The 18956-nt window shown below is 69.6% G+C and carries 17 protein-coding genes and 1 riboswitch; of the genes, 7 read left to right on the forward strand and 10 right to left on the reverse strand.

Annotated elements, in window-relative coordinates:
- Positions 1–67: 67 nt before the first annotated feature.
- From CEK66_RS10510 to CEK66_RS10530, 5 genes are all read right to left on the reverse strand, one after another.
- Complete coding sequence (locus CEK66_RS10510) at positions 68–1258, reverse strand: methyl-accepting chemotaxis protein (RefSeq protein ID WP_017908265.1); 1191 nt, start codon at positions 1256–1258, stop codon at positions 68–70.
- Between the two features lie 159 nt (positions 1259–1417).
- The gene (gene hflD / locus CEK66_RS10515) at positions 1418–2032 is read right to left on the reverse strand and encodes a high frequency lysogenization protein HflD (RefSeq protein WP_017908264.1); all 615 of its coding nucleotides are present in this window, start codon (positions 2030–2032) and stop codon (positions 1418–1420) included.
- Positions 2029–3171, reverse strand: coding sequence for a tRNA 2-thiouridine(34) synthase MnmA (gene mnmA, locus CEK66_RS10520; RefSeq protein WP_152236880.1), 1143 nt, complete (start codon positions 3169–3171; stop codon positions 2029–2031). Before mnmA ends, hflD begins: the two co-directional genes overlap by 4 nt.
- Positions 3168–3626, reverse strand: coding sequence for an NUDIX hydrolase (locus tag CEK66_RS10525; protein ID WP_017908262.1), 459 nt, complete (start codon positions 3624–3626; stop codon positions 3168–3170). The genes mnmA and CEK66_RS10525 overlap by 4 nt, the downstream gene beginning before the upstream one ends.
- Positions 3626–4129 (reverse strand): hypothetical protein, encoded by a 504-nt coding sequence (locus tag CEK66_RS10530; RefSeq protein WP_152236881.1) that lies wholly within the window; start codon positions 4127–4129, stop codon positions 3626–3628. Before CEK66_RS10530 ends, CEK66_RS10525 begins: the two co-directional genes overlap by 1 nt.
- A 76-nt stretch (positions 4130–4205) precedes the next feature.
- Between CEK66_RS10530 and clpS the strand changes: the two genes are divergently transcribed.
- Positions 4206–4526, forward strand: coding sequence for an ATP-dependent Clp protease adapter ClpS (clpS, locus tag CEK66_RS10535; RefSeq protein WP_010341728.1), 321 nt, complete (start codon positions 4206–4208; stop codon positions 4524–4526).
- 123 nt (positions 4527–4649) lie between these two features.
- Positions 4650–6932: an ATP-dependent Clp protease ATP-binding subunit ClpA gene (clpA, locus tag CEK66_RS10540; RefSeq protein ID WP_017908259.1), complete on the forward strand. Its 2283-nt coding sequence runs from the start codon at positions 4650–4652 to the stop codon at positions 6930–6932.
- Positions 6933–7062: 130 nt separating this feature from the next.
- Here clpA and infA read toward each other — a convergent pair whose 3' ends face one another.
- The 4 genes from infA to trxB all read right to left on the reverse strand — a co-directional run bounded on the left by infA (position 7063) and on the right by trxB (position 10341).
- Positions 7063–7281, reverse strand: a complete 219-nt coding sequence (gene infA / locus CEK66_RS10545) for a translation initiation factor IF-1 (RefSeq protein ID WP_004425677.1) — start codon at positions 7279–7281, stop codon at positions 7063–7065.
- Between the two features lie 92 nt (positions 7282–7373).
- Positions 7374–8111, reverse strand: a complete 738-nt coding sequence (aat, locus tag CEK66_RS10550; RefSeq protein WP_152236882.1) for a leucyl/phenylalanyl-tRNA--protein transferase — start codon at positions 8109–8111, stop codon at positions 7374–7376.
- A gap of 22 nt (positions 8112–8133) precedes the next feature.
- A complete protein-coding gene (locus CEK66_RS10555) occupies positions 8134–9258 on the reverse strand; it encodes a GNAT family N-acetyltransferase (protein ID WP_152236883.1) in 1125 nt (374 codons plus the stop codon).
- Between the two features lie 114 nt (positions 9259–9372).
- Positions 9373–10341 (reverse strand): thioredoxin-disulfide reductase, encoded by a 969-nt coding sequence (gene trxB, locus CEK66_RS10560; protein WP_010341722.1) that lies wholly within the window; start codon positions 10339–10341, stop codon positions 9373–9375.
- 287 nt (positions 10342–10628) lie between these two features.
- On the opposite strand from trxB, the gene CEK66_RS10565 reads away from it, so the two are divergent.
- The 3 genes from CEK66_RS10565 (at position 10629) to lolA (ending at position 15697) form a co-directional block, all read left to right on the forward strand.
- Positions 10629–12986, forward strand: coding sequence for a DNA translocase FtsK (locus tag CEK66_RS10565; RefSeq protein ID WP_017913921.1), 2358 nt, complete (start codon positions 10629–10631; stop codon positions 12984–12986).
- Between the two features lie 200 nt (positions 12987–13186).
- A complete protein-coding gene (locus tag CEK66_RS10570) occupies positions 13187–14986 on the forward strand; it encodes a DUF3857 domain-containing transglutaminase family protein (RefSeq protein WP_152236922.1) in 1800 nt (599 codons plus the stop codon).
- Positions 14987–15070: 84 nt separating this feature from the next.
- On the forward strand, positions 15071–15697 hold the full coding sequence (gene lolA / locus CEK66_RS10575; RefSeq protein WP_152236884.1) for an outer membrane lipoprotein chaperone LolA: 627 nt from the start codon (positions 15071–15073) through the stop codon (positions 15695–15697).
- Between the two features lie 51 nt (positions 15698–15748).
- On the opposite strand, the gene dmeF is transcribed toward lolA, so the two are convergent.
- A complete protein-coding gene (dmeF, locus tag CEK66_RS10580) occupies positions 15749–16870 on the reverse strand; it encodes a CDF family Co(II)/Ni(II) efflux transporter DmeF (protein ID WP_152236885.1) in 1122 nt (373 codons plus the stop codon).
- A 104-nt stretch (positions 16871–16974) separates the two neighbouring features.
- Here dmeF and CEK66_RS10585 point away from each other — a divergent pair, with 104 nt between their 5' ends.
- Positions 16975–18348 (forward strand): replication-associated recombination protein A, encoded by a 1374-nt coding sequence (locus CEK66_RS10585; RefSeq protein ID WP_026144471.1) that lies wholly within the window; start codon positions 16975–16977, stop codon positions 18346–18348.
- 1 nt (position 18349) lies between these two features.
- A riboswitch (Fluoride riboswitch) is annotated at positions 18350–18419 on the forward strand.
- A 110-nt stretch (positions 18420–18529) separates the two neighbouring features.
- Positions 18530–18949 (forward strand): fluoride efflux transporter CrcB, encoded by a 420-nt coding sequence (gene crcB, locus CEK66_RS10590; RefSeq protein ID WP_017909551.1) that lies wholly within the window; start codon positions 18530–18532, stop codon positions 18947–18949.
- Positions 18950–18956: the final 7 nt, after the last annotated feature.

Below are 18956 nucleotides of genomic sequence, written 5' to 3' on the forward strand. Positions count from 1 at the left end.
GAGACGACAAGCCCCGGCAGGGGCCGGGGACTCGTCGGTTCATGGCGCGGAGCGCGACAAGGCGGACTTAGAACAACTCGACCGTGCCGGCACCCATGCTCTGCTGCGCCACCGGCTTGTGCGGCGGACGCTCCCACTCGGTGCGCATGTCGCGCAGGCGGTTGCCGACCCGCTGCAGGGCGTCGAGCAGTTCGTGGTCGAACACGCCGCCATTGCGGTGCAGCAGTTCCTGCAGCGCCACGGCCTCGCGGTTGATCGCGGTCAGGCGGTCCAGGTGGGTGTGCACGCCGCCCAGGGCCTGGGTGGCGATGTCCTCGAACTGCAGGGCGCGCACCGCTTCGGCGACGCTGCTGTCGATGGCGCGGCCGCACTCGGAGATCTCGCGCATGCCGTCGCCCAGCGAGTGGTTGATCGCGGCCACGTTGTCCAGCATCGCCGCGGCCTCAGCCCGCGCCTCGCGGGAGCGGTCCATGTCGCGGGAGGCCATGTTCGAGACCGTCTCGCGGACCTTGGCGATGGCGTCCTTGGAGCTGTGCGCCAGCTTGCGGATCTGCTCGTTGAAGGTGGTCGAGCGCTCGGACAGGTTGCGCACCTCGTCGGCCACCACCGCGAAGCCGCGGCCCGCCTCGCCGGCGCGCGCCGCTTCGATCGCCGCGTTCAGTGCCAGCAGGTTGGTCTGGTCGGCGATCGACTTGACGTCCTCCAGCAGGGCGAAGATGCCGTCCAGGTGCTGGGACATGTCGTCGATGTAGTGCACCGTGGTGCTGCTCTGGCCGCTGACCTGCTCCAGCGCCTCCACCAGCTGCTCCATGCGCTGGCTGGCATGCTGGGCGAAGCGGGCCACGTCCACCCCGGCGCCGCCGTCTTCGCCGGCGCGGTCGACGATGCGGGCAAGCGCCACGCTCTGCTGCCGCGACTTGCGGTTCATCGCCTCGAAGCTGCCACCCAGGCCGCTGACCGCCTGGCGGATCAGTTCGCGGGCACGTTCGATCTCCGAGCGCGAGCCCTCGATCTCGTTGCCGACGAAGCTGCGCAGCTCGGTCAGCAGGTGGTCCTGCTCGCGCATGACCTTGGCCTGCTCCGGCGAGCGCCGGCTCTGGCTGTACGCGGTCCAGCCGGCGAAACCGAGCCAGCTCAGCGTCATGGTGGTGAGGATGGCCCAACGGACCGGGGCCGGCCAATCGAAGCCGGCGGCGATGGGGAACAGCAGCGTCAGGGCGAGCGGGGCGGCCAGACGGATCAGGAGGCGTGAGTACATGGAAGTTCTCGGCAGATTCACGATTGCTGTATCGGCCGCCCCCCCCGGGTCTTTAGCAACGTGGTGCGCGGATCATCGAAACCTGCCGACATTCGTACGATCCGCGTCGCAGAACCACCGCGGGCGGCGCTGCCGGCCCGGCGCCGGCACCCCGGGGACTCAGCGCAAGGCGCGGTCCACGGTCTCGCGCATGCGCCGCTTGGCCAGCAGGAAATCCCACAGGCTGCCGCCCATCTGCCGCCACAGCACCGCCGAACGCACCGCCGCCAGCAGCAGTGCGCGGATCTCCGCCACCACCCCGGCCTGACCCAGGTAATGCGGGTTGCCCTGCACCATCACCCGCGGGCGCAGGTGGCTGATGGTGTCGGCGTAGAGCTGGCCCAACGCCGCGATCACCTCGGGGTGGGTGCTGTCGGCATGGCGCTCCAGCAGCGGCGCGATCCGGGCCAGGCCGGCATCGACCTTGGCGTCGGTCTCGGCATCGCCGGCGAAGCGCCGTTCCAGCTGGATCACCGCCAGCGCCAGCCGCGGCAGCACCTCGTCCTGGCCCTGGTTGCGGAAGTAGTTGTGCAGCAGGCGCAGGCCCGGCGCCAGGTCGGCACGGCGGCCATAGACCGCTTCGGGGCTGGGCGCGTCGATGCGGAACACGCTGTCGAGCAGGGTACGCACCAGCGACGCCTCGGACTGGCCGGTCTCGGCGATGCGCCGCACCTGCTGCAGGGCCTGGGCCATGCCCGCCAGCGCCAGCATGCGCGCGTCCATGGAATCGGTCATCGAATGGGGTCCTCGTGTACGGCGGGGGCCTGCTGCGCCAGGCGGCGCTCCAGCGGGGCATCGGTGGTGGCGATCACGGCGCCGCCCAGGCATTCCTCGCCTAGGTACAGCACCAGCGACTGCCCGGGGGTGACGGCGCGCTGCGGGCGCGCGAAGCGGACCGACAGAGTGCCGTCGTCGCCGACCTCGACCGTGCAGGGCTCGTCGGCCTGGCGGTAGCGGGTCTGCGCGGTGCACTCGAAGCGCCGTGCCGGCGGCGCACCGGCGATCCAGTGGGCGGCCTCGGACTGCAGCCCGTTGGCCATCAGGTAGGGGCTGTCGCGGTCCTGGTCGACGTACAGCACGTTGCGGGCGACGTCCTTGCCGACCACGTACCACGGCGCCGCGGCGCGGCCGCGCACCCCGCCGATGTTCAGGCCCTCGCGCTGGCCCAGGGTGAAGTAGAACACCCCCGGATGCTCGGCCACGACCTGCTCGTGCGGGTCGCGGATCTCGCCTCGCCGCGCCGGCAGGTAGCGGCCAAGGAATTCGCGGAAATCGCGTTCGCCGATGAAGCAGATGCCGGTGGAATCCTTCTTGGCGTGGGTCGGCAGGCCGGCTTCGCGGGCGATGCGGCGCACCTGTTCCTTGGGCAGTTCGCCGACCGGGAACAGGGTCGCGGCCAGTTGCGCCTGGCCCAGCTGGTGCAGGAAGTAGCTCTGGTCCTTGTTGCGGTCCAGCCCGCGCAGCAGCCGCCAGCGACCGCCGAGGCTGTCCACCCGCGCGTAGTGGCCGGTGGCGATGCGCTCGGCGCCGAGCTCGCGCGCCGCGTCCAGGAAATGCTTGAACTTGACCTCGCGGTTGCACAGCACGTCCGGGTTGGGCGTGCGCCCGGCGGCATATTCGGCCAGGAAGTGCGCGAACACGCCTTGCCAGTACTCCTGCGAAAAGTCGCGGAAATGGAAGGGGATGCCCAGTCGCCCGCACACCGCCACCGCATCGCGGCGGTCGTCGTCGGCGCGGCAGTCGCCGCTGCCGTCGTCGGCCCAGTTCTGCATGAACAGGCCGGACACCGCCGCGCCCTGCTGGACCAGCTGCCAGGCCGCCACCGACGAATCCACGCCGCCGGAGACCCCGACCATGACCGCTGCGCCGCTCATGCCACCTGCCGCAGCAGATCCAGCGGGTAGCGGCGCCCGGCCAGGTAGTCGGCCACCACCTGCCACACCAGCGGGCTGCGCCAGCGCGGCGCTTCGGCCTCCAGTTCGGCCGGGGTCATCCACAGCGCGCGCACGATGCCGGTGTCCAGCGGCCGCTGCGCATCGTGCGCGACCGGATCGGCGGCGAAGGCGAAGCGCAGGTAGTGGCGGCCGGTGTCGGCCTTCCACTGGTAGGCGCCGATGAACGCGGTCGGCTGCACCTGCCAGCCGGTTTCCTCCAGCGTCTCGCGCACCGCGGCCTCGATCAGGCTCTCGTCCGGCTCCAGGTGGCCGGCCGGCTGGTTCAACACCAGCGCACCGGCGATGGCTTCCTCGACCTGCAGCAGGCGTCCGTCGCGCACCACCACCGTGGCCACGGTCACGTCCGGCTGCCAGGGTTCCGCGGCCGCCGTCATCAGAACAGATCCTTGCCGCCGTTCAGTTCGGCGTCCATCGCGTCGGCGCCACGCGCGGCCGCCTCCAGTGCTTCGCGCAGCGCCGCATCGTCGGCATCGGCGGGGATCTTGACCACGAACACCGCGGTGCCGCCCTGGCGCACCCAGCCGCCGAGGATGTCCGACTGCGCATCCTCCAGCAGCCGGTTGGCGACCTTGGCGGGCAGGCTGTCGCCCTGCGCCTGGTAGGCCGGCGACCACACCTCGCGGATGCGGTAGCTGCCGAAGGTCTCCACCGGCGAGCGCACATAGGTGAGCTGCTTGCGCTCCTGCCCGTGGTCGCGCAGGCCGAACAGCACCTGATAGTCGCCGTCCTCGTCCGCCTGTACGTCGTAGCCCAGCGCCTGCAGGCGCTTGCCCAGCGCCGCATCCGGCGTCTCGGCGGCGGCCGGCAGGGTGGCGGCGAGCAGCGCGGCGAGCAGCGGAAGCTTGGGGAACATCGTCGAATGCATGCGGAGCGCCATCGAAAGGAGGGGAATTGTGCGGGCAGGGCCGGCGATCGTCCAATCCTGGCCGGCAGGCCCCGTATATAATGGGCGGATGCCCCGCAAGAATTCCCCCGAGCACGATCATGGCGTCATGGTGGAGACCGGCAAGCCGGAAGTCGCCCGCCCGCCCATGTATCAGGTGCTGCTGCTGAACGACGACTACACCCCGATGGACTTCGTGGTGACCGTGCTGCAGCAGTTCTTCTCCCTGGACCTGGAGCGCGCCACCCAGGTGATGCTGCACGTGCATACCCGCGGCCGCGGGGTGTGCGGGGTCTATACCCGCGAGGTGGCTGAATCCAAGGTGGCTCAGGTGAACGAGTTCTCGCGGATGAACCAGCATCCCCTGTTGTGCACGATGGAAAAAGCCTGATAGTGGGAGGCGTCGGTCACCGGTTTGCCCGGACTAACGCGGTGTGAACACACTGATCCGATAGGGTTGTGGAAATTCGCAACTCAAGCCACATATTGTCGGCAACAGACGTCGGAGTACACCATGTTCAGCAAAGATCTCGAGCAGACCATCGGCCAGTGCTACAAGCGCGCCCGGGAAGCCCGTCATGAGTTCATGACGGTGGAGCACCTGCTGTTGGCATTGCTCGACAATCCCTCCGCCCAGGCCGTGCTCAAGGCCTGCGGCGCCGACGTCGACCGCCTGCGCGGCGACCTGGAACAGGCCATCGAAGCCTCGGTGGCGCGCCTGGCCGACGACGATGGCCGCGACACCCAGCCCACCCTGGGCTTCCAGCGGGTGCTGCAGCGGGCCGTCTACCACGTGCAGTCCTCGGGCAAGAAGGAAGTCAGCGGCGCCAACGTGCTGGTGGCGATCTTCGGCGAGAAGGACTCGCACGCGGTGTACTTCCTGAACCAGCAGGACATCACCCGCCTGGACATCGTCAACTACCTGTCCCATGGCATCGCCAAGATGGGCGAGGACGGCGAGCACGCCGCGCCGTCCGACGGCGAGCCCAAGGGCGAGGCGGGCGAGGGCGAGCCCAAGGGCGATGCCCTGGCCGAGTACGCCACCAATCTGAACGAGCAGGCCCGCAATGGCCGCATCGATCCGCTGGTGGGTCGCGCCGACGAGATCGAGCGCACCATCCAGGTCCTGTGCCGCCGCCGCAAGAACAACCCGCTGTACGTGGGCGAGGCCGGCGTCGGCAAGACCGCCATCGCCGAGGGCCTGGCCAAGCGCATCGTCGAGGGCACGGTGCCTGAGGTGCTGGCCGACGCGGTGATCTTCTCGCTCGACCTGGGCGCGCTGGTCGCCGGTACCAAATACCGCGGCGACTTCGAGAAGCGCCTGAAGGGCGTGCTGACCTCGCTGAAGAAGGTGCCCAACGCGGTGCTGTTCATCGACGAGATCCACACCATCATCGGCGCCGGCTCCGCCTCCGGCGGCACCATGGACGCCTCCAACCTGATCAAGCCGGCGCTGTCTTCGGGCGAGCTGCGCTGCATCGGTTCGACCACGTTCCAGGAATACCGCGGCATCTTCGAGAAGGATCGCGCCCTGGCGCGGCGTTTCCAGAAGATCGACATCGTCGAGCCGACCGTGGGCGAGACCTTCGAGATCCTCCAGGGCCTCAAGCCCAAGTACGAGGCGCACCACGGCGTGACCTACGCCGACGACGCGCTGCAGGCGGCGGTGGACCTGTCGGTCAAGCACATCGGCGACCGGCTGCTGCCGGACAAGGCGATCGACGTGATCGACGAGGCCGGCGCGCGCCAGCGGCTGCTGCCGGAAGGCCAGCGCAAGGAACTGATCGACATTGAGGAGATCGAGACCATCGTCGCCAAGATGGCGCGGATCCCGGCCAAGCAGGTCAGCGCCACCGACAAGGACGTGCTGCAGCACCTGGAGCGCAACCTGAAGATGGTGATCTTCGGCCAGGATCCGGCGATCGAGACGCTGGCCTCGTCGATCAAGCTGGCGCGCTCGGGCCTGGCCAATCCGGAAAAGCCGATCGGCAACTTCTTGTTCGCCGGCCCCACCGGCGTGGGCAAGACCGAGGTCACCAAGCAGCTGGCGCTGCAACTGGGCATCGAGCTGGTGCGCTTCGACATGTCCGAGTACATGGAGCCGCATTCGATCAGCCGCCTGATCGGTGCGCCCCCGGGCTACGTCGGCTTCGACCAGGGCGGCCTGCTGACCGAGAAGATCGTCAAGACTCCGCACTGCGTGCTGCTGCTGGACGAGGTGGAGAAGGCGCATCCGGACATCTTCAACATCCTGTTGCAGGTCATGGACCGCGGCGTGCTCACCGACACCAACGGGCGCGAGGCGAACTTCAAGAACGTGATCCTGGTGATGACCACCAATGCGGGTGCCACCCAGGCCTCGCGGCGCTCGATCGGCTTCACCCAGCAGGACCATTCCACCGATGCGATGGAGATCATCCGCCGCAGCTTCACCCCGGAGTTCCGCAACCGCCTGGACGCGGTGGTGCAGTTCCAGCCGCTGGCCTTCAGCCACATCCTGCGCGTGGTCGACAAGTTCGTGATCGAACTGGAGATGCTGCTGCAGGAGAAGCACGTGTCGCTGTCGGCGACCCCGACCGCGCGCGACTGGCTGGCCCAGCACGGTTTCGACCCGCTGATGGGCGCGCGGCCGATGGCACGGGTGATCCAGGACAAGGTCAAGCGCCCGCTGGCCGACGAACTGCTGTTCGGCAAGCTGGTCAACGGCGGCCGCGTCACCATCGACGTGCGCGACGGCGAGCTGGTGGTCGATACCCAGGCCGAGCCGGAGCGCCTGCTGCCGGCGACGGTGGACTGAGGCCGGGCCGACAGGCACGACGAAAGGCGGCTGCAGAGGCTGCAGCCGCCTGGCGAGGTCACCGTCGTTCCATCGTTGCAGACGCGAAAGGCGGCCAGTGGCCGCCTTCTTCATGTCCGCCCGGGGCGGATTACTTCATGCGGTAGGTGATGCGACCCTTGGTCAGGTCGTACGGGGTCATTTCGACCTTCACCCGGTCGCCGGTCAGGATGCGGATGTAGTTCTTGCGCATGCGGCCGGAGATGTGGGCGATGATTTCGTGCCCGTTTTCCAGCTTGACCCGGAACGTGGTATTGGGCAACGTCTCGCTGACGGTGCCTTCGAATTCGATGGAGTCGTCTTTCGACATGTAATCCTGTGCGATTCGGAACGGCCAAAGGCCTGAAGAGCGAGGATTTTACTCGCCTGGGCCGCGCCATGCAAAGTTTGCGTTAATCCCGCTCAGCCCTGGGCCAGTTCCGCGGCCGCCAGCGTGCCGAAGCGCAGCGTCCACGGCGCGGTCTCGGCAGTCGCCGCCACCAGCGGCGCGATGGTGTCCAGGAACCGCGCACGCGGCCAGCGCTCGGCGCCCAGGCTGAGCAGGTGGTCGTTCTCCACCTGCGCGTCGATCAGCGGCCAGCCCCAGCCGTGCAGGCGCCGCGCCAGTGCCGCCAGCGCGACCTTGGAGCCGCCGCTGCGCGCACTGAACATGCTCTCGCCGAAGAACATGCGCCCGCGCGCCACCCCATAGATGCCGCCGACCAGCTCGTCGCCGTCGAACACTTCCACCGAATGCGCGTGGCCGGCCTGGTGCAGGGCCAGATAGGCGTCGCGCATCGGCGCGGTGATCCAGGTGCCGTCCTGGCCGCGGCGGGGGAGTTGCGCGCAGGCATCGATGACCTGGGCGAAGGCGGTGTCGGCGCGCACGGTCCACGGACAGTGGCGCAGGCTGCGGCGGAAGCGCGAGGACAGGCGCACGCCGTCGCTGCGGAACACGGTGCGCGGGTCCGGACTCCACCACAGGATCGGCTCGCCGTCGGAGTACCAGGGGAAGATGCCCTGGGCGTAGGCCGCGAGCAGGCGCGTCGGCGACAGGTCGCCGCCGACCGCGAGCAGGCCGTCCGGCTCGCGCAGGGCGCTGGACGGCGGCGGGAACGGGGCGGCGGGATCGGCCGCGAGCAGGGCAGGGAGACGACGCATCGCCGGCAGCGTAGCCGATGCCTCAGGCGTCGTGGCGGAACGGCGAGTGGCGCTGCAGCGCCGCCGCGTGCTGGCGCACCTCGGCGCGCTCCTGCGCGCACCACTCGGCCAACGGCACGCGGAAGCCCGGGTCGGCGATCCAGTGGCGGCTGCGTACCAGCCGCGGCAGGAAGCCGCGGGCGATCTTGTGCTGGCCCTGCGCGCCCGGCTCGAAGCGGGTCAGGCCCTCGCGCAGGCAGTACTCGATGCCCTGGTAGTAGCAGGTCTCGAAGTGCAGGCCGGGCAGGGGCTCGCCGCCCCAATAGCGGCCGTACAAGGTGTCGCCGCCGCGCAGGCAGAACGCGCCGGCCACCGGCGTGCCGTCATGGATGGCGAGGAAGATCAAGAGGTTGCGCGGCATCGTGCGCGCAAGATGCGAGAAGAAGTCCAGGGTCAGCGCCGGCGAATTGCCGTAGTCGTCGAAGGTGCGCAGATAGAAGCCGTACATCGCCTGCAGGTCGGCGGCGCTGGCCTCGTCGCCGTGCAGCACGCGGAAGCCGATGCCGGCGCGCTGCACCTTGGCCCGCTCCTGGCGGATGTTCTTGCGGTGCTTGTGGTCCATCGCGCCCAGGTAATCGTCGAAGCCGGTCCACCCGGCGTCGTTGTGCCACTGGTACTGCACGTCGTTGCGTTCCAGCCAGTCGGCGCCGAATGCGGCGTCCTCGTCGGCGCGGTGGAAATTGACGTGGGCCGAGGACAGGCCGGTGCGCTCGGTCAGCGCCTGCATGGCCGCGAGCAGTTCCTGCTGCGCCGCCAGGTCGCGGGCGAGCAGCCGCGGCCCGGTCACCGGCGAGTACGGCACCGCGCACAGCCACTTTGGGAAGTAGTCCTGGCCGTAGCGCGCGTAGGCATGCGCCCAGGCATGGTCGAACACGAATTCGCCGTGCGAGTTGCTTTTGACGTAGCCGGGCGCCGCCGCGACCAGCGTCTCGCCGTCCCACACGGTGAGATGCAGCGGGCTCCAGCCCCAGTCCGGGCGCAGGCAGCCGTGCTGTTCCAGGCCGGCCAGGAAGGCGTGGGCGACGAAGGGATTGCGACCGTCGTGCAGGGCGTCCCAGTCGGCGGCGGCGACCGTATCGAGCTGGTGCAGCCAGCGGATCCGGCTCATCGCCGGCGCTGCTCGCGGTGGAAGGCGGCGCAGCGGCGGCTGGCGTCACCGGCCGCGCGCGCGGGCGCACGGCCGCTGCCGGCCTGACGCCGGCAGTTCAAGGCGTGCGCGGACTCAGGCACCCTTGTCCAGATAGCGCTCGGCGTCCAACGCGGCCATGCAGCCGAAGCCGGCCGAGGTGATCGCCTGGCGGTAGTGCTGGTCGGCGACGTCGCCAGCGGCGAACACGCCCGGCACCGAGGTCTCGGTGGCGGCGCCGCCCAGACCGGAGCGGATCTCCAGGTAGCCGTTGTGCATCGCCAACTGGCCGTCGAACAGTTGGGTGTTCGGGTGATGGCCGATGGCGACGAAGAAGCCGTGCGCCTCCAGGTCGCGGGTGCTGCCGTCCTGCACCGACTTGACCCGCACGCCGGTGACGCCGGCCTCGTTGCCCAGCACCTCGTCCACCTGGTGATGCCAGACGGTCTCGATCTTGCCGGCGGCGACCTTGGCGAACAGCTTGTCCTGCATGATCTTTTCCGCGCGCAGAGTGTCACGGCGGTGCACCAGATAGACCTTGCGGGCGATGTTGGACAGGTACAGCGCCTCTTCCACGGCGGTGTTGCCGCCGCCGACCACGACCACGTCCTGGTCCTTGTAGAAGAAGCCGTCGCAGGTGGCGCAGGCGGACACGCCGCGGCCCTTGAACGCCTCTTCCGAGGGAATGCCCAGGTACTTGGCGGTGGCGCCGGTGGCGATGATCAGCGCGTCGCAGGTGTAGTCGCCGCTGTCGCCGCTGAGCCGGAACGGGCGCTGCGACAGGTCGGCGGTATGGATGTGGTCGAAGATCACCTCGGTCTCGAAGCGCTCGGCATGCGCCTGCATGCGCGCCATCAGGTCCGGGCCCATCAGGCCGTGGGGGTCGCCGGGCCAGTTGTCGACCTCGGTGGTGGTCATCAGCTGGCCGCCCTGCTGCAGGCCGGTGATCACCACCGGCTTGAGATTGGCGCGCGCGGCGTAGACCGCGGCGGTCCAGCCGGCCGGGCCGGAACCCAGGATCAGCAGGCGGGAATGCTTGGCGGAATTGGCGGCAGAGGGGCTCATGTATACTCGCGAACAGGGTGAAATGGCGGCGGAAACGCGGCATTGCGCGGGTTCCGGCGAAGGCGCATAGAGTGGCGGCCGGCCTGGAACGAATCAAGCCGCGTGGCGGAAACGCTGCGGCCCGTCGCCACCACCGGCTTCCCGCGTGTGTCGTTGCCCGCCTTCACTGGGCGCTGCCGGGCCAGGTCTGCGAAAGACCGGACGATTCAGGTGCCGCCTGCTGAAATGCAAGGGCGAGTCGTTTATTATCAATCACTAACGATGCATTTCTAAGGTCTGGTCATAGCGTGGCGAAGCAGGTTCCGGAACGCGGCAAAACCCAGGGCGCCAATGCGGCGGCACGCAAGCAGGGCGCCGCGCCCAACCCACGCCGGCAGAAGCTGTGGCGCGATCTGGCGCTGATCGCGATCGCGCCGCTGCTGCTGTACCTGCTGGCCAGCCTGGCCACGTACTCGGCGACCGATCCGGGCTGGTCGCATACCGGCAGCGTGGTCGCGCCGGTGCACAACATGGGCGGCAAGTTCGGCGCCTGGATCGCCGACGTGCTGCTGCAACTGTTCGGCTACGTGGCCTTCCTGCTGCCGGTGGTCATCGGCGCGATCTCCTGGATCGCGCTGTTCGGCATGGACCAGGACGGCGATGGCGAGGCCGACCTCGGCCCGGCGCTGCGCCTGGTCGGCATCGTCGGTTTCCTGATCGCCGCCACCGGGCTGCTGCACCTGCGCCTGTTCGCCGGCGACGTGGCCGGCGCCGGCGGCATCCTCGGCAAGCTGGTCGGCAATTCGCTGGGCGCCGGGTTCGGCGCGCTCGGCGCCAACCTGTTCGTGCTGGTGCTGTTGCTGGTGTCGGTGACCCTGGCCACCGGGCTGTCCTGGTTCGCGGTGATGGAGCGCATCGGCAAGGCGGTGATGACCCTGCCGGCGCTGGCCCGGCGCGGCACCCAGCAGGCCAACGAATGGCAGCAGACCCGCGCCATGCGCGAGGAACGCGAGGAAGTGCGCAAGGTCGACGCGGTGCAGCGCGCCAAGCGCGAGCCGGTCAAGATCGAGCCGCCGCCGGCGCCGGTGGTGGAGAAGAGCGAGCGCGCCAAGCGCGAGCAGCAGATCCCGCTGTTCCACGGCACCGGCAGCGACCCGTCCGGGGTGCCGCCGCTGGCCCTGCTGGACGACCCCAAGCCGCAGGCCAAGGGCTATTCCGAGGAGACCCTGGAAACCCTGTCGCGGCAGATCGAGTTCAAGCTGAAGGACTTCCGCATCGAGGCGCAGGTGGTCGGCGCCTATCCGGGCCCGGTCATCACCCGCTTCGAGATCGAACCGGCGCCGGGCATCAAGGTCAGCCAGATCAGTTCGCTGGACAAGGACATCGCCCGCGGCCTGTCGGTGAAGTCGGTGCGCGTGGTCGACGTGATCCCCGGCAAGTCGGTGATCGGCCTGGAGATCCCCAACGTCAGCCGCGAGATGATCTATCTCAGCGAGCTGCTGCGCTCCAAGGAATACGACAAGTCGGCCAGTCCGCTGACCCTGGCCCTGGGCAAGGACATCGCCGGGCGTCCGACCGTGGCCGACCTGGCGCGCATGCCGCACCTGCTGGTCGCCGGCACCACCGGCTCGGGCAAGTCGGTGGCGGTCAACGCCATGGTGCTGAGCCTGCTGTACAAGGCCTCGGCCAAGGACCTGCGGATGCTGATGATCGACCCGAAGATGCTCGAACTGAGCGTCTACCAGGGCATCCCGCATCTGCTGGCGCCGGTGGTCACCGACATGAAGGAGGCCGCCAACGGCCTGCGCTGGTGCGTGGCGGAGATGGAGCGCCGCTACAAGCTGATGAGCGCGGTCGGCGTGCGCAACCTGGCCGGCTTCAACAAGAAGGTCAAGGATGCGCAGGACGCCGGGCAGCCGCTGATGGACCCGCTGTTCAAGCCCAACCCGGACCTGGCCGAGGCGCCGAGGCCGTTGGACACACTGCCGTTCATCGTCATCTTCATCGACGAATTCGCCGACATGATGATGATCGTCGGCAAGAAGGTCGAAGAGCTGATCGCGCGCCTGGCGCAGAAGGCCCGCGCCGCCGGCATCCACCTGATCCTGGCCACCCAGCGCCCGTCGGTGGACGTGATCACCGGCCTGATCAAGGCCAATATCCCGACCCGCATCGCCTTCCAGGTCAGCTCCAAGATCGACTCGCGCACCATCCTCGACCAGTCCGGCGCCGAGACCCTGCTGGGCCATGGCGACATGCTGTACCTGCCGCCGGGCACGGCGATGCCGGACCGCGTGCACGGCGCCTTCGTCAGCGACGAGGAAGTGCACCGGGTGGTCGAGCACCTCAAGGCCAGCGGCCCGGCCGACTACATCGAGGGCGTGCTGGACGAGGTGCAGACCATGGGCGACGGCACCGTGATCGGCGCCACCGGACTGCCGGAAGCCGGCGGCGGTGGCGGCGACGAATCCGACCCGCTGTACGACGAGGCCCTGCGCATCGTCACCGAGACCCGTCGCGCCTCGATCTCCGGCGTGCAGCGGCGGCTGAAGATCGGCTACAACCGCGCCGCGCGGCTGATCGAGGCGATGGAAGCCGCCGGCGTGGTCAGCCCGCCCGAACACAACGGCGACCGCAGCGTGCTGGCGCCGCCGCCGCCGAAGTGACGCGCACCGCGCCGTCCGCCGGCCGTGGCCGGCGTCTGCCTGACCGGAGGCCTGTGCGCACCGCGCGCTGGCTGTTCGGCGCGGCGCTGCTGGCGCTGTCCGGCCTCGCCGGCGCGCAACCGGCGCCGGCCGCGCATTCCAATGCCGACCAGACCGCGGGCGCGGCGACTGCCCCCGTGGTCAGCAACAACTACAGCTACGTGCGCTACCGCGCCGACTACGAGGTGCGCGAGGACGCCACCAGCGTCGAGACCGACGAGTACGAGCTGCTGCTCAAGACCAAGGCCGGCGTCGACCAGTTCAGCCAGGTGCGGCTGGGCTACAGCGAGAAGCTGGAGACGCTGGAGGTGCTGGCCGCCTACACGCTGACCCCGGACGGGCTGCGCCACGACGTGCCGGCCGACAAGATCTATACCCAGGAGAGCTATTCCAGCGCGACGGCGGCGATGTACGCCGACCGCAAGGTCAAGGTGGTGGTGTTCCCCAACCTGATGCCCGGCGCGCGCCTGGTGTACCGGGTGCGGCGCACCCAGAACGTGCCGTACTTCCCCGGCTACTTCAGCCTGTGGGAGACCTTCAGCGTGTTCTCCCAGTACGACGACGCCACGGTGACCCTGGTGGCGCCGCGGCGCCTGCAGATGCACCTGTACACGCGCGGCGTGCAGGGCAGCGATACGCCGACGATCGACGGCGAACAGGCCCGCTGGGAGTGGCGCTACAGCCGCCGCGAGCCGATGAAGAGCCAGAACTGGTCGGCGGCCACCTGGGAATTCAGCCCGACCATCATGGCCAGCAGTTTCCGCCGCTGGTCGCAGATGGCCCAGGCCTACCAGCACAGCAGTGCCGCCGCCGCGCAGGTCACGCCCAAGGTGCGCGCCCGCGCCGAGCAGATCACCGCCGGCATCGTCGATCGCCGCGCGCAGGCCGCGGCGCTGTACGAGTGGGTGGCGCGCAACATCCGCTACGTGGCGGTGTACCTGGGCAACGGCGGGCTGCAGCCGAACAGCGCCGACAGCATCCTCGACAACCACTACGGCGACTGCAAGGACCACACCGTGGTGCTGGAAGCGCTGCTGGCGGCCAAGGGCATCGCCAGTACGCCGGTGCTGATCGGCGCGCAGGGCGGGCCGACCCTGCCGGAGGTGCCGGTGCTGGGCCGGTTCAACCACGCCATCACCTATCTGCCCGAGTTCAAGCTGTACGTGGATTCGACCAGCCCATACGCGCGTTTCGGCCAGTTGCCTGCCGGCGATCTGGGCGCGCCGGTGCTGCACACGGCCGACGGCACCGTGGCGCGCACGCCGCCGGACGACGCCAAGCGCAACCGCTACCTGGCCGAGACCGACTACCGCTTCGACGCCGACGGCGGCGTCAGCGGCATCACCCGGCTGGATAGCGGCGACGTCGGCGAGGTCGGCCTGCGCACGATGTTCGTGCAGCTCAACGCGCAGAACCGCACCCGCATCGAGGAGTCGATCGTCGCCGCGTCCGGCTTCGACGGCAGCGGCGAGTTGCTGCTGCAGGGCACGCCGCAGGACCTGAGCCGGCCGTTCGGCTACGCCTACCGCTTCCAGGCCCACGACTACGTCGACTTCGGCGTAGTCGGCGGCATGAGCCTGCCGTTGATGCCCGGCGCCGATTCGGTGCGCGGGGTCTACAGCACCGCCTCGGCCGAGCGCAACCTGACCCCGTTCTACTGCAACGACAACGCGCGCAGCGAGACCTACCGGCTGACCTTCCCGGACAGCGTGCCGATCATCGCGATTCCGGCCGACACGCATTTCCGCAACGCCGCCGGCGAGTACGCCGCGACCTGGGTGCGCGACGGGCAGACCGTGACCGCCACGCATACGCTGCACCGCCGCGCGATCCACGGCCCGGCGGCGCTGTGCCAGCCGCAGGACTACGCCGCCTTCCGCGAGCTGTACCAGCAGGTGCGGCGCGGCTTCCGCGGCCAGATCCTGTACGGCGACCTCGGCCGGATGCAGACCGGGCCGTAGACCTGGCGCGGCCGGCCATCCTCTGATCGCCTATTCAGGCGCGGCGCGTCACACTTCCCACACTCCATCCGGAAACCCATCCGCATGCTTCGCACACTCCGCTACACCGTCCTCGCCACCGCGCTGCTGGCCGGCTCCGCCTTCGCTGGCGCCCGCGAGGACCTCACCGCCTTCACCCGCGGGCTGAAGGGCCTGGACGGCCAGTTCGCGCAGAAGGTCTACGACGGCAAGGGCACGCTGAAGGAAAGCTCCAGCGGCCGCGTCGCGCTGTCGGCGCCGCGCCTGTTCCGCTGGGAGTACCGCAAGCCCTATACCCAGCTGATCGTCGCCGACGGCAGCAAGGTCTGGGTCTACGACCCGGACCTGAAGCAGGCCACGGTGCGCGCACAGGGCAGCGAGGAGCAGAACAGCCCGCTGACCGCGCTGATCGACCCAGGCAAGCTCGACCGCCAGTACGACGTCAGCGAGGAGGCGGTGGCCCGCGACGGGCTGCAGTGGCTGACCATGACCCCGAAGGTGGACACCGAGGCCAGCTTCCAGATGGCCAAGCTCGGCTTCGACCGCAACGGCCTGGCGCGTATGGAAGTGGTCGATCCGGTCGGCCAGCGCACCGACATCAGCTTCAGCGACTGGAAGCGCAATCCGGCCTTCGCCGCCGGCACCTTCCGCTACGTCCCGGACAAGGACGTGGACGTGGTCGGCGACCGCTGAGCCAGCCGCCCCGCCGCCGCGCGCCGGGTCGGTGCGCGGCGGCCTTTCCGCTCAGTTGGGGCAGGTCTGTACTTCGATACTGACGTGGCCCAGCGTGGCCACGCCCTGCAGGCGGGCGTGGTAGAACGCCGCCGGCCGCGGCTTGTGCGTCACCAGCGACACGATCGCCGCATGCTGGCCGGGGCCGACCCGCCACACGTGCAGGTCGGCGATGCGCTCGTCGTCCTGCTGCAGGCGGTCGCGGATCTGCGCCTGCAGCGCCGCCGGCGCCGAGGCGTCGAGCAGCACCGCGCCGGTGTCGCGCAGCAGCGCCAGCGACCAGCGGGCGATGACGATGGCGCCGACGATACCCATCAACGCATCGGTCCAGGTCCAGCCCAGGTACTTGGCCAGCAACAGGGCGACGATCGCCATCACCGAGGTCAGCGCGTCGGCCAGCACGTGCATGTAGGCCGAGCGCAGGTTGTGATCGGCGTGCGCGTGGCGGTCGTGGCTGTGCGTCGGCGCAGGCGCGGCATGGGCGTGCGCATGCCCGTGGTGATCGTGCGGGTGGTGATGGCCTTGACCGTGCGCGTGATCGTGGTCGTGGTCGTGCCCATCTTGGTGCGCGTGCGCATGGTCGCCATGCCGGTGCGCGGCATGAGCGTGGTCGTGATGATGCCCGTGCCCGTGCCCGTGGCCATGGCTATGCCCATGCCCGTGATCGTGGTGGTGATCGGCGCCGAGCATCCAGGCGCTGAGCAGGTTCACCAGCAGGCCCAGCGCCGCGATCCACAGCGCTTCGTCGTAGGCGATGTGCACCGGCTGCGCCAGGCGCAGCGCCGACTCCACGCCGATGCCCAGGGCGATCAGCGCCAGGATCAGCGCGCTGGAAAAGCCCGCCAGATCGCCGACCTTGCCGGTGCCGAAGGTGAAGCGCGGGTTGTGCCGGTGCCGGCGCGCAAACCAGTACGCGAAGCCCGCCAGCGACAGCGCCCCGGCGTGGGTGGCCATGTGCAGGCCGTCGGCCAGCAGCGCCATCGAGCCGGTCCACCAGCCGGCGACGATCTCCACCAGCATCATCGCGGCGGTCAGCGCCACCACCGACCAGGTGCGGCGCGCGTTGCGCTCGTGGCGGGTGCCGAGGAAGTCGTGCTGATGGGTGAAGGCGTCCAGGGTGTCGTGGTGGCTCATGGCGGGGTCGGCCGGGCAGGGAGGCGCCGCGATTCTAGCGCTGGCATCGGTGCCACGCAGTCCTGCGGCACGGCGTCCACGGGCCGCGGCGATAGAATGGGCAGATGGCCAAACGCAGACCCTTCGCTTCCGATACCCCCGACCTGTTGAGCGTCGACCGCGAGGCCATGCGCCCGCTGGCCGAGCGCATGCGCCCGCGCACGCTCGACGAGATGGTCGGGCAGAAGCGCCTGCTGGCGCCGACCAGTGCGCTGCGCCGCGCGGTCGCGTCCGGCCGGGTGCATTCGATGATCCTGTGGGGGCCGCCGGGCTGCGGCAAGACCACCCTGGCGCTGCTGCTGGCGCAGTACGCCGAGGCCGAGTTCAAGGCGATCTCGGCGGTGCTGTCCGGCCTGCCGGAGGTGCGGCTGGTGCTGGCCGAGGCCGCGCAGCGTTTCGCCGATGGCCGCCGCACCGTGCTGTTCGTCGACGAGGTACATCGCTTCAACAAGGCGCAGCAGGACGCGTTCCTGCCGCATATCGAACGCGGCACCATCCTGTTCGTCGGCGCCACCACCGAGAATCCCTCGTTCGAGCTGAATTCGGCGCTGCTGTCGCGCTGCCGCGTGCACGTGCTGGAGGCGGTGTCGCCGCAGGACATCGCCGAGGCGCTGCAGCGGGCGCTGCACGATCCCGAACGCGGGCTTGGCGCCGAGCCGTTGCGGGTGTCCGATGCGGCGCTGCTGGAGATCGCCGGCGCCGCCGACGGCGACGTGCGGCGCGCGCTGACCCTGTTGGAAATCGCCGCCGAACTGGCCCAGGACGAGGGCGGCGAGATCACCGCGCAGACCCTGCAGCAGGTGCTGGCCGACCGCACCCGCCGCTTCGACAAGGGCGGCGAGCAGTTCTACGACCAGATCTCGGCGTTGCACAAGTCGGTGCGCAGCTCCAATCCGGACGCGGCGCTGTATTGGCTCACGCGCATGCTCGATGGCGGCTGCGACCCGTCCTACCTGGCACGGCGGCTGACCCGCATGGCGATCGAGGACATCGGTCTGGCCGATCCGCGCGCGCAGTCGATGGCACTGGAAGCCTGGGACATCTACGAGCGCCTGGGCAGCCCCGAAGGCGAACTGGCCTTCGCGCAACTGGTGCTGTACCTGGCCAGCACTGCCAAGTCGAATGCCGGCTATGCCGCGTTCAACCAGGCCAAGGCCGAAGTGCGCGAGACCGGCACCCAGGAAGTGCCGCTGCATCTGCGCAACGCGCCGACCAAGCTGATGAAGACCCTGGGTTATGGCGCCGACTACCAGTACGACCACGATGCCGAGGGCGGCATCGCCCTGGACCAGACCGGCTTTCCCGATGCGATGGGCGAGCGCGTCTACTACCGGCCGGTGGAACGCGGCCTGGAGATCAAGCTCAAGGACAAGCTGGATCGCCTGCGCGCCGCGCGCGAGCAGGCGCGGGCTGACAAGGCCGGGCGATCGGCTTCATAATCGGCGTACAGGAGATGGCATTCCTCCTCGAACCGCCCGCAGCATTGCGCGCTGATGATGCCTGCCCAACCCCCGCCGGGGTGGCAGGCGTGCGCCCCGGCATCGTCCTTGTGGAGAATCCGATGCCCGTTCCTTCTCGTTTTTCTGCTGCCGCTCCGGCGTTCGTCTCGCGGAGGCGCGCATGAACCTGACCCTGTGGTGGCAGCAACTGCTGCTGGCGATGGCCGGCGGCGCGGTCGGCTCCGGTTTGCGCTTCGCGGTCGGCAGTGCGCTGCTGCAGCGCTACGGTGCCGGCTTCCCGTGGGGCACGCTGGCGGTGAACCTGGCCGGCGCCTTCGTCGGCGGCTTCCTGCTGGTGTGGATCGAGGGCCGCGGCGCCAGCGCACCGTACTGGCGGGCGCTGCTGATCGTCGGCCTGGTCGGCGGGCTGACCACGTTCTCCTCGCTGATGATGGAAAGCATGGTGTTCGTGCGCAACGGCCGCCTCGGCATGGTGCCGCTGTACCTGGCGATCACCCTGGCGGCGGGGCTGGTGCTGGTGTTCGCCGGCGCGCGCACCGCGGCCGAACTGCGGGCACCGACGGTGACCGCCGACCGCTGAACAGCCG

Origin of the sequence: Xanthomonas sp. LMG 12460, assembly GCF_009192895.1 — a bacterium.
Classification (GTDB): domain Bacteria; phylum Pseudomonadota; class Gammaproteobacteria; order Xanthomonadales; family Xanthomonadaceae; genus Xanthomonas_A; species Xanthomonas_A sontii.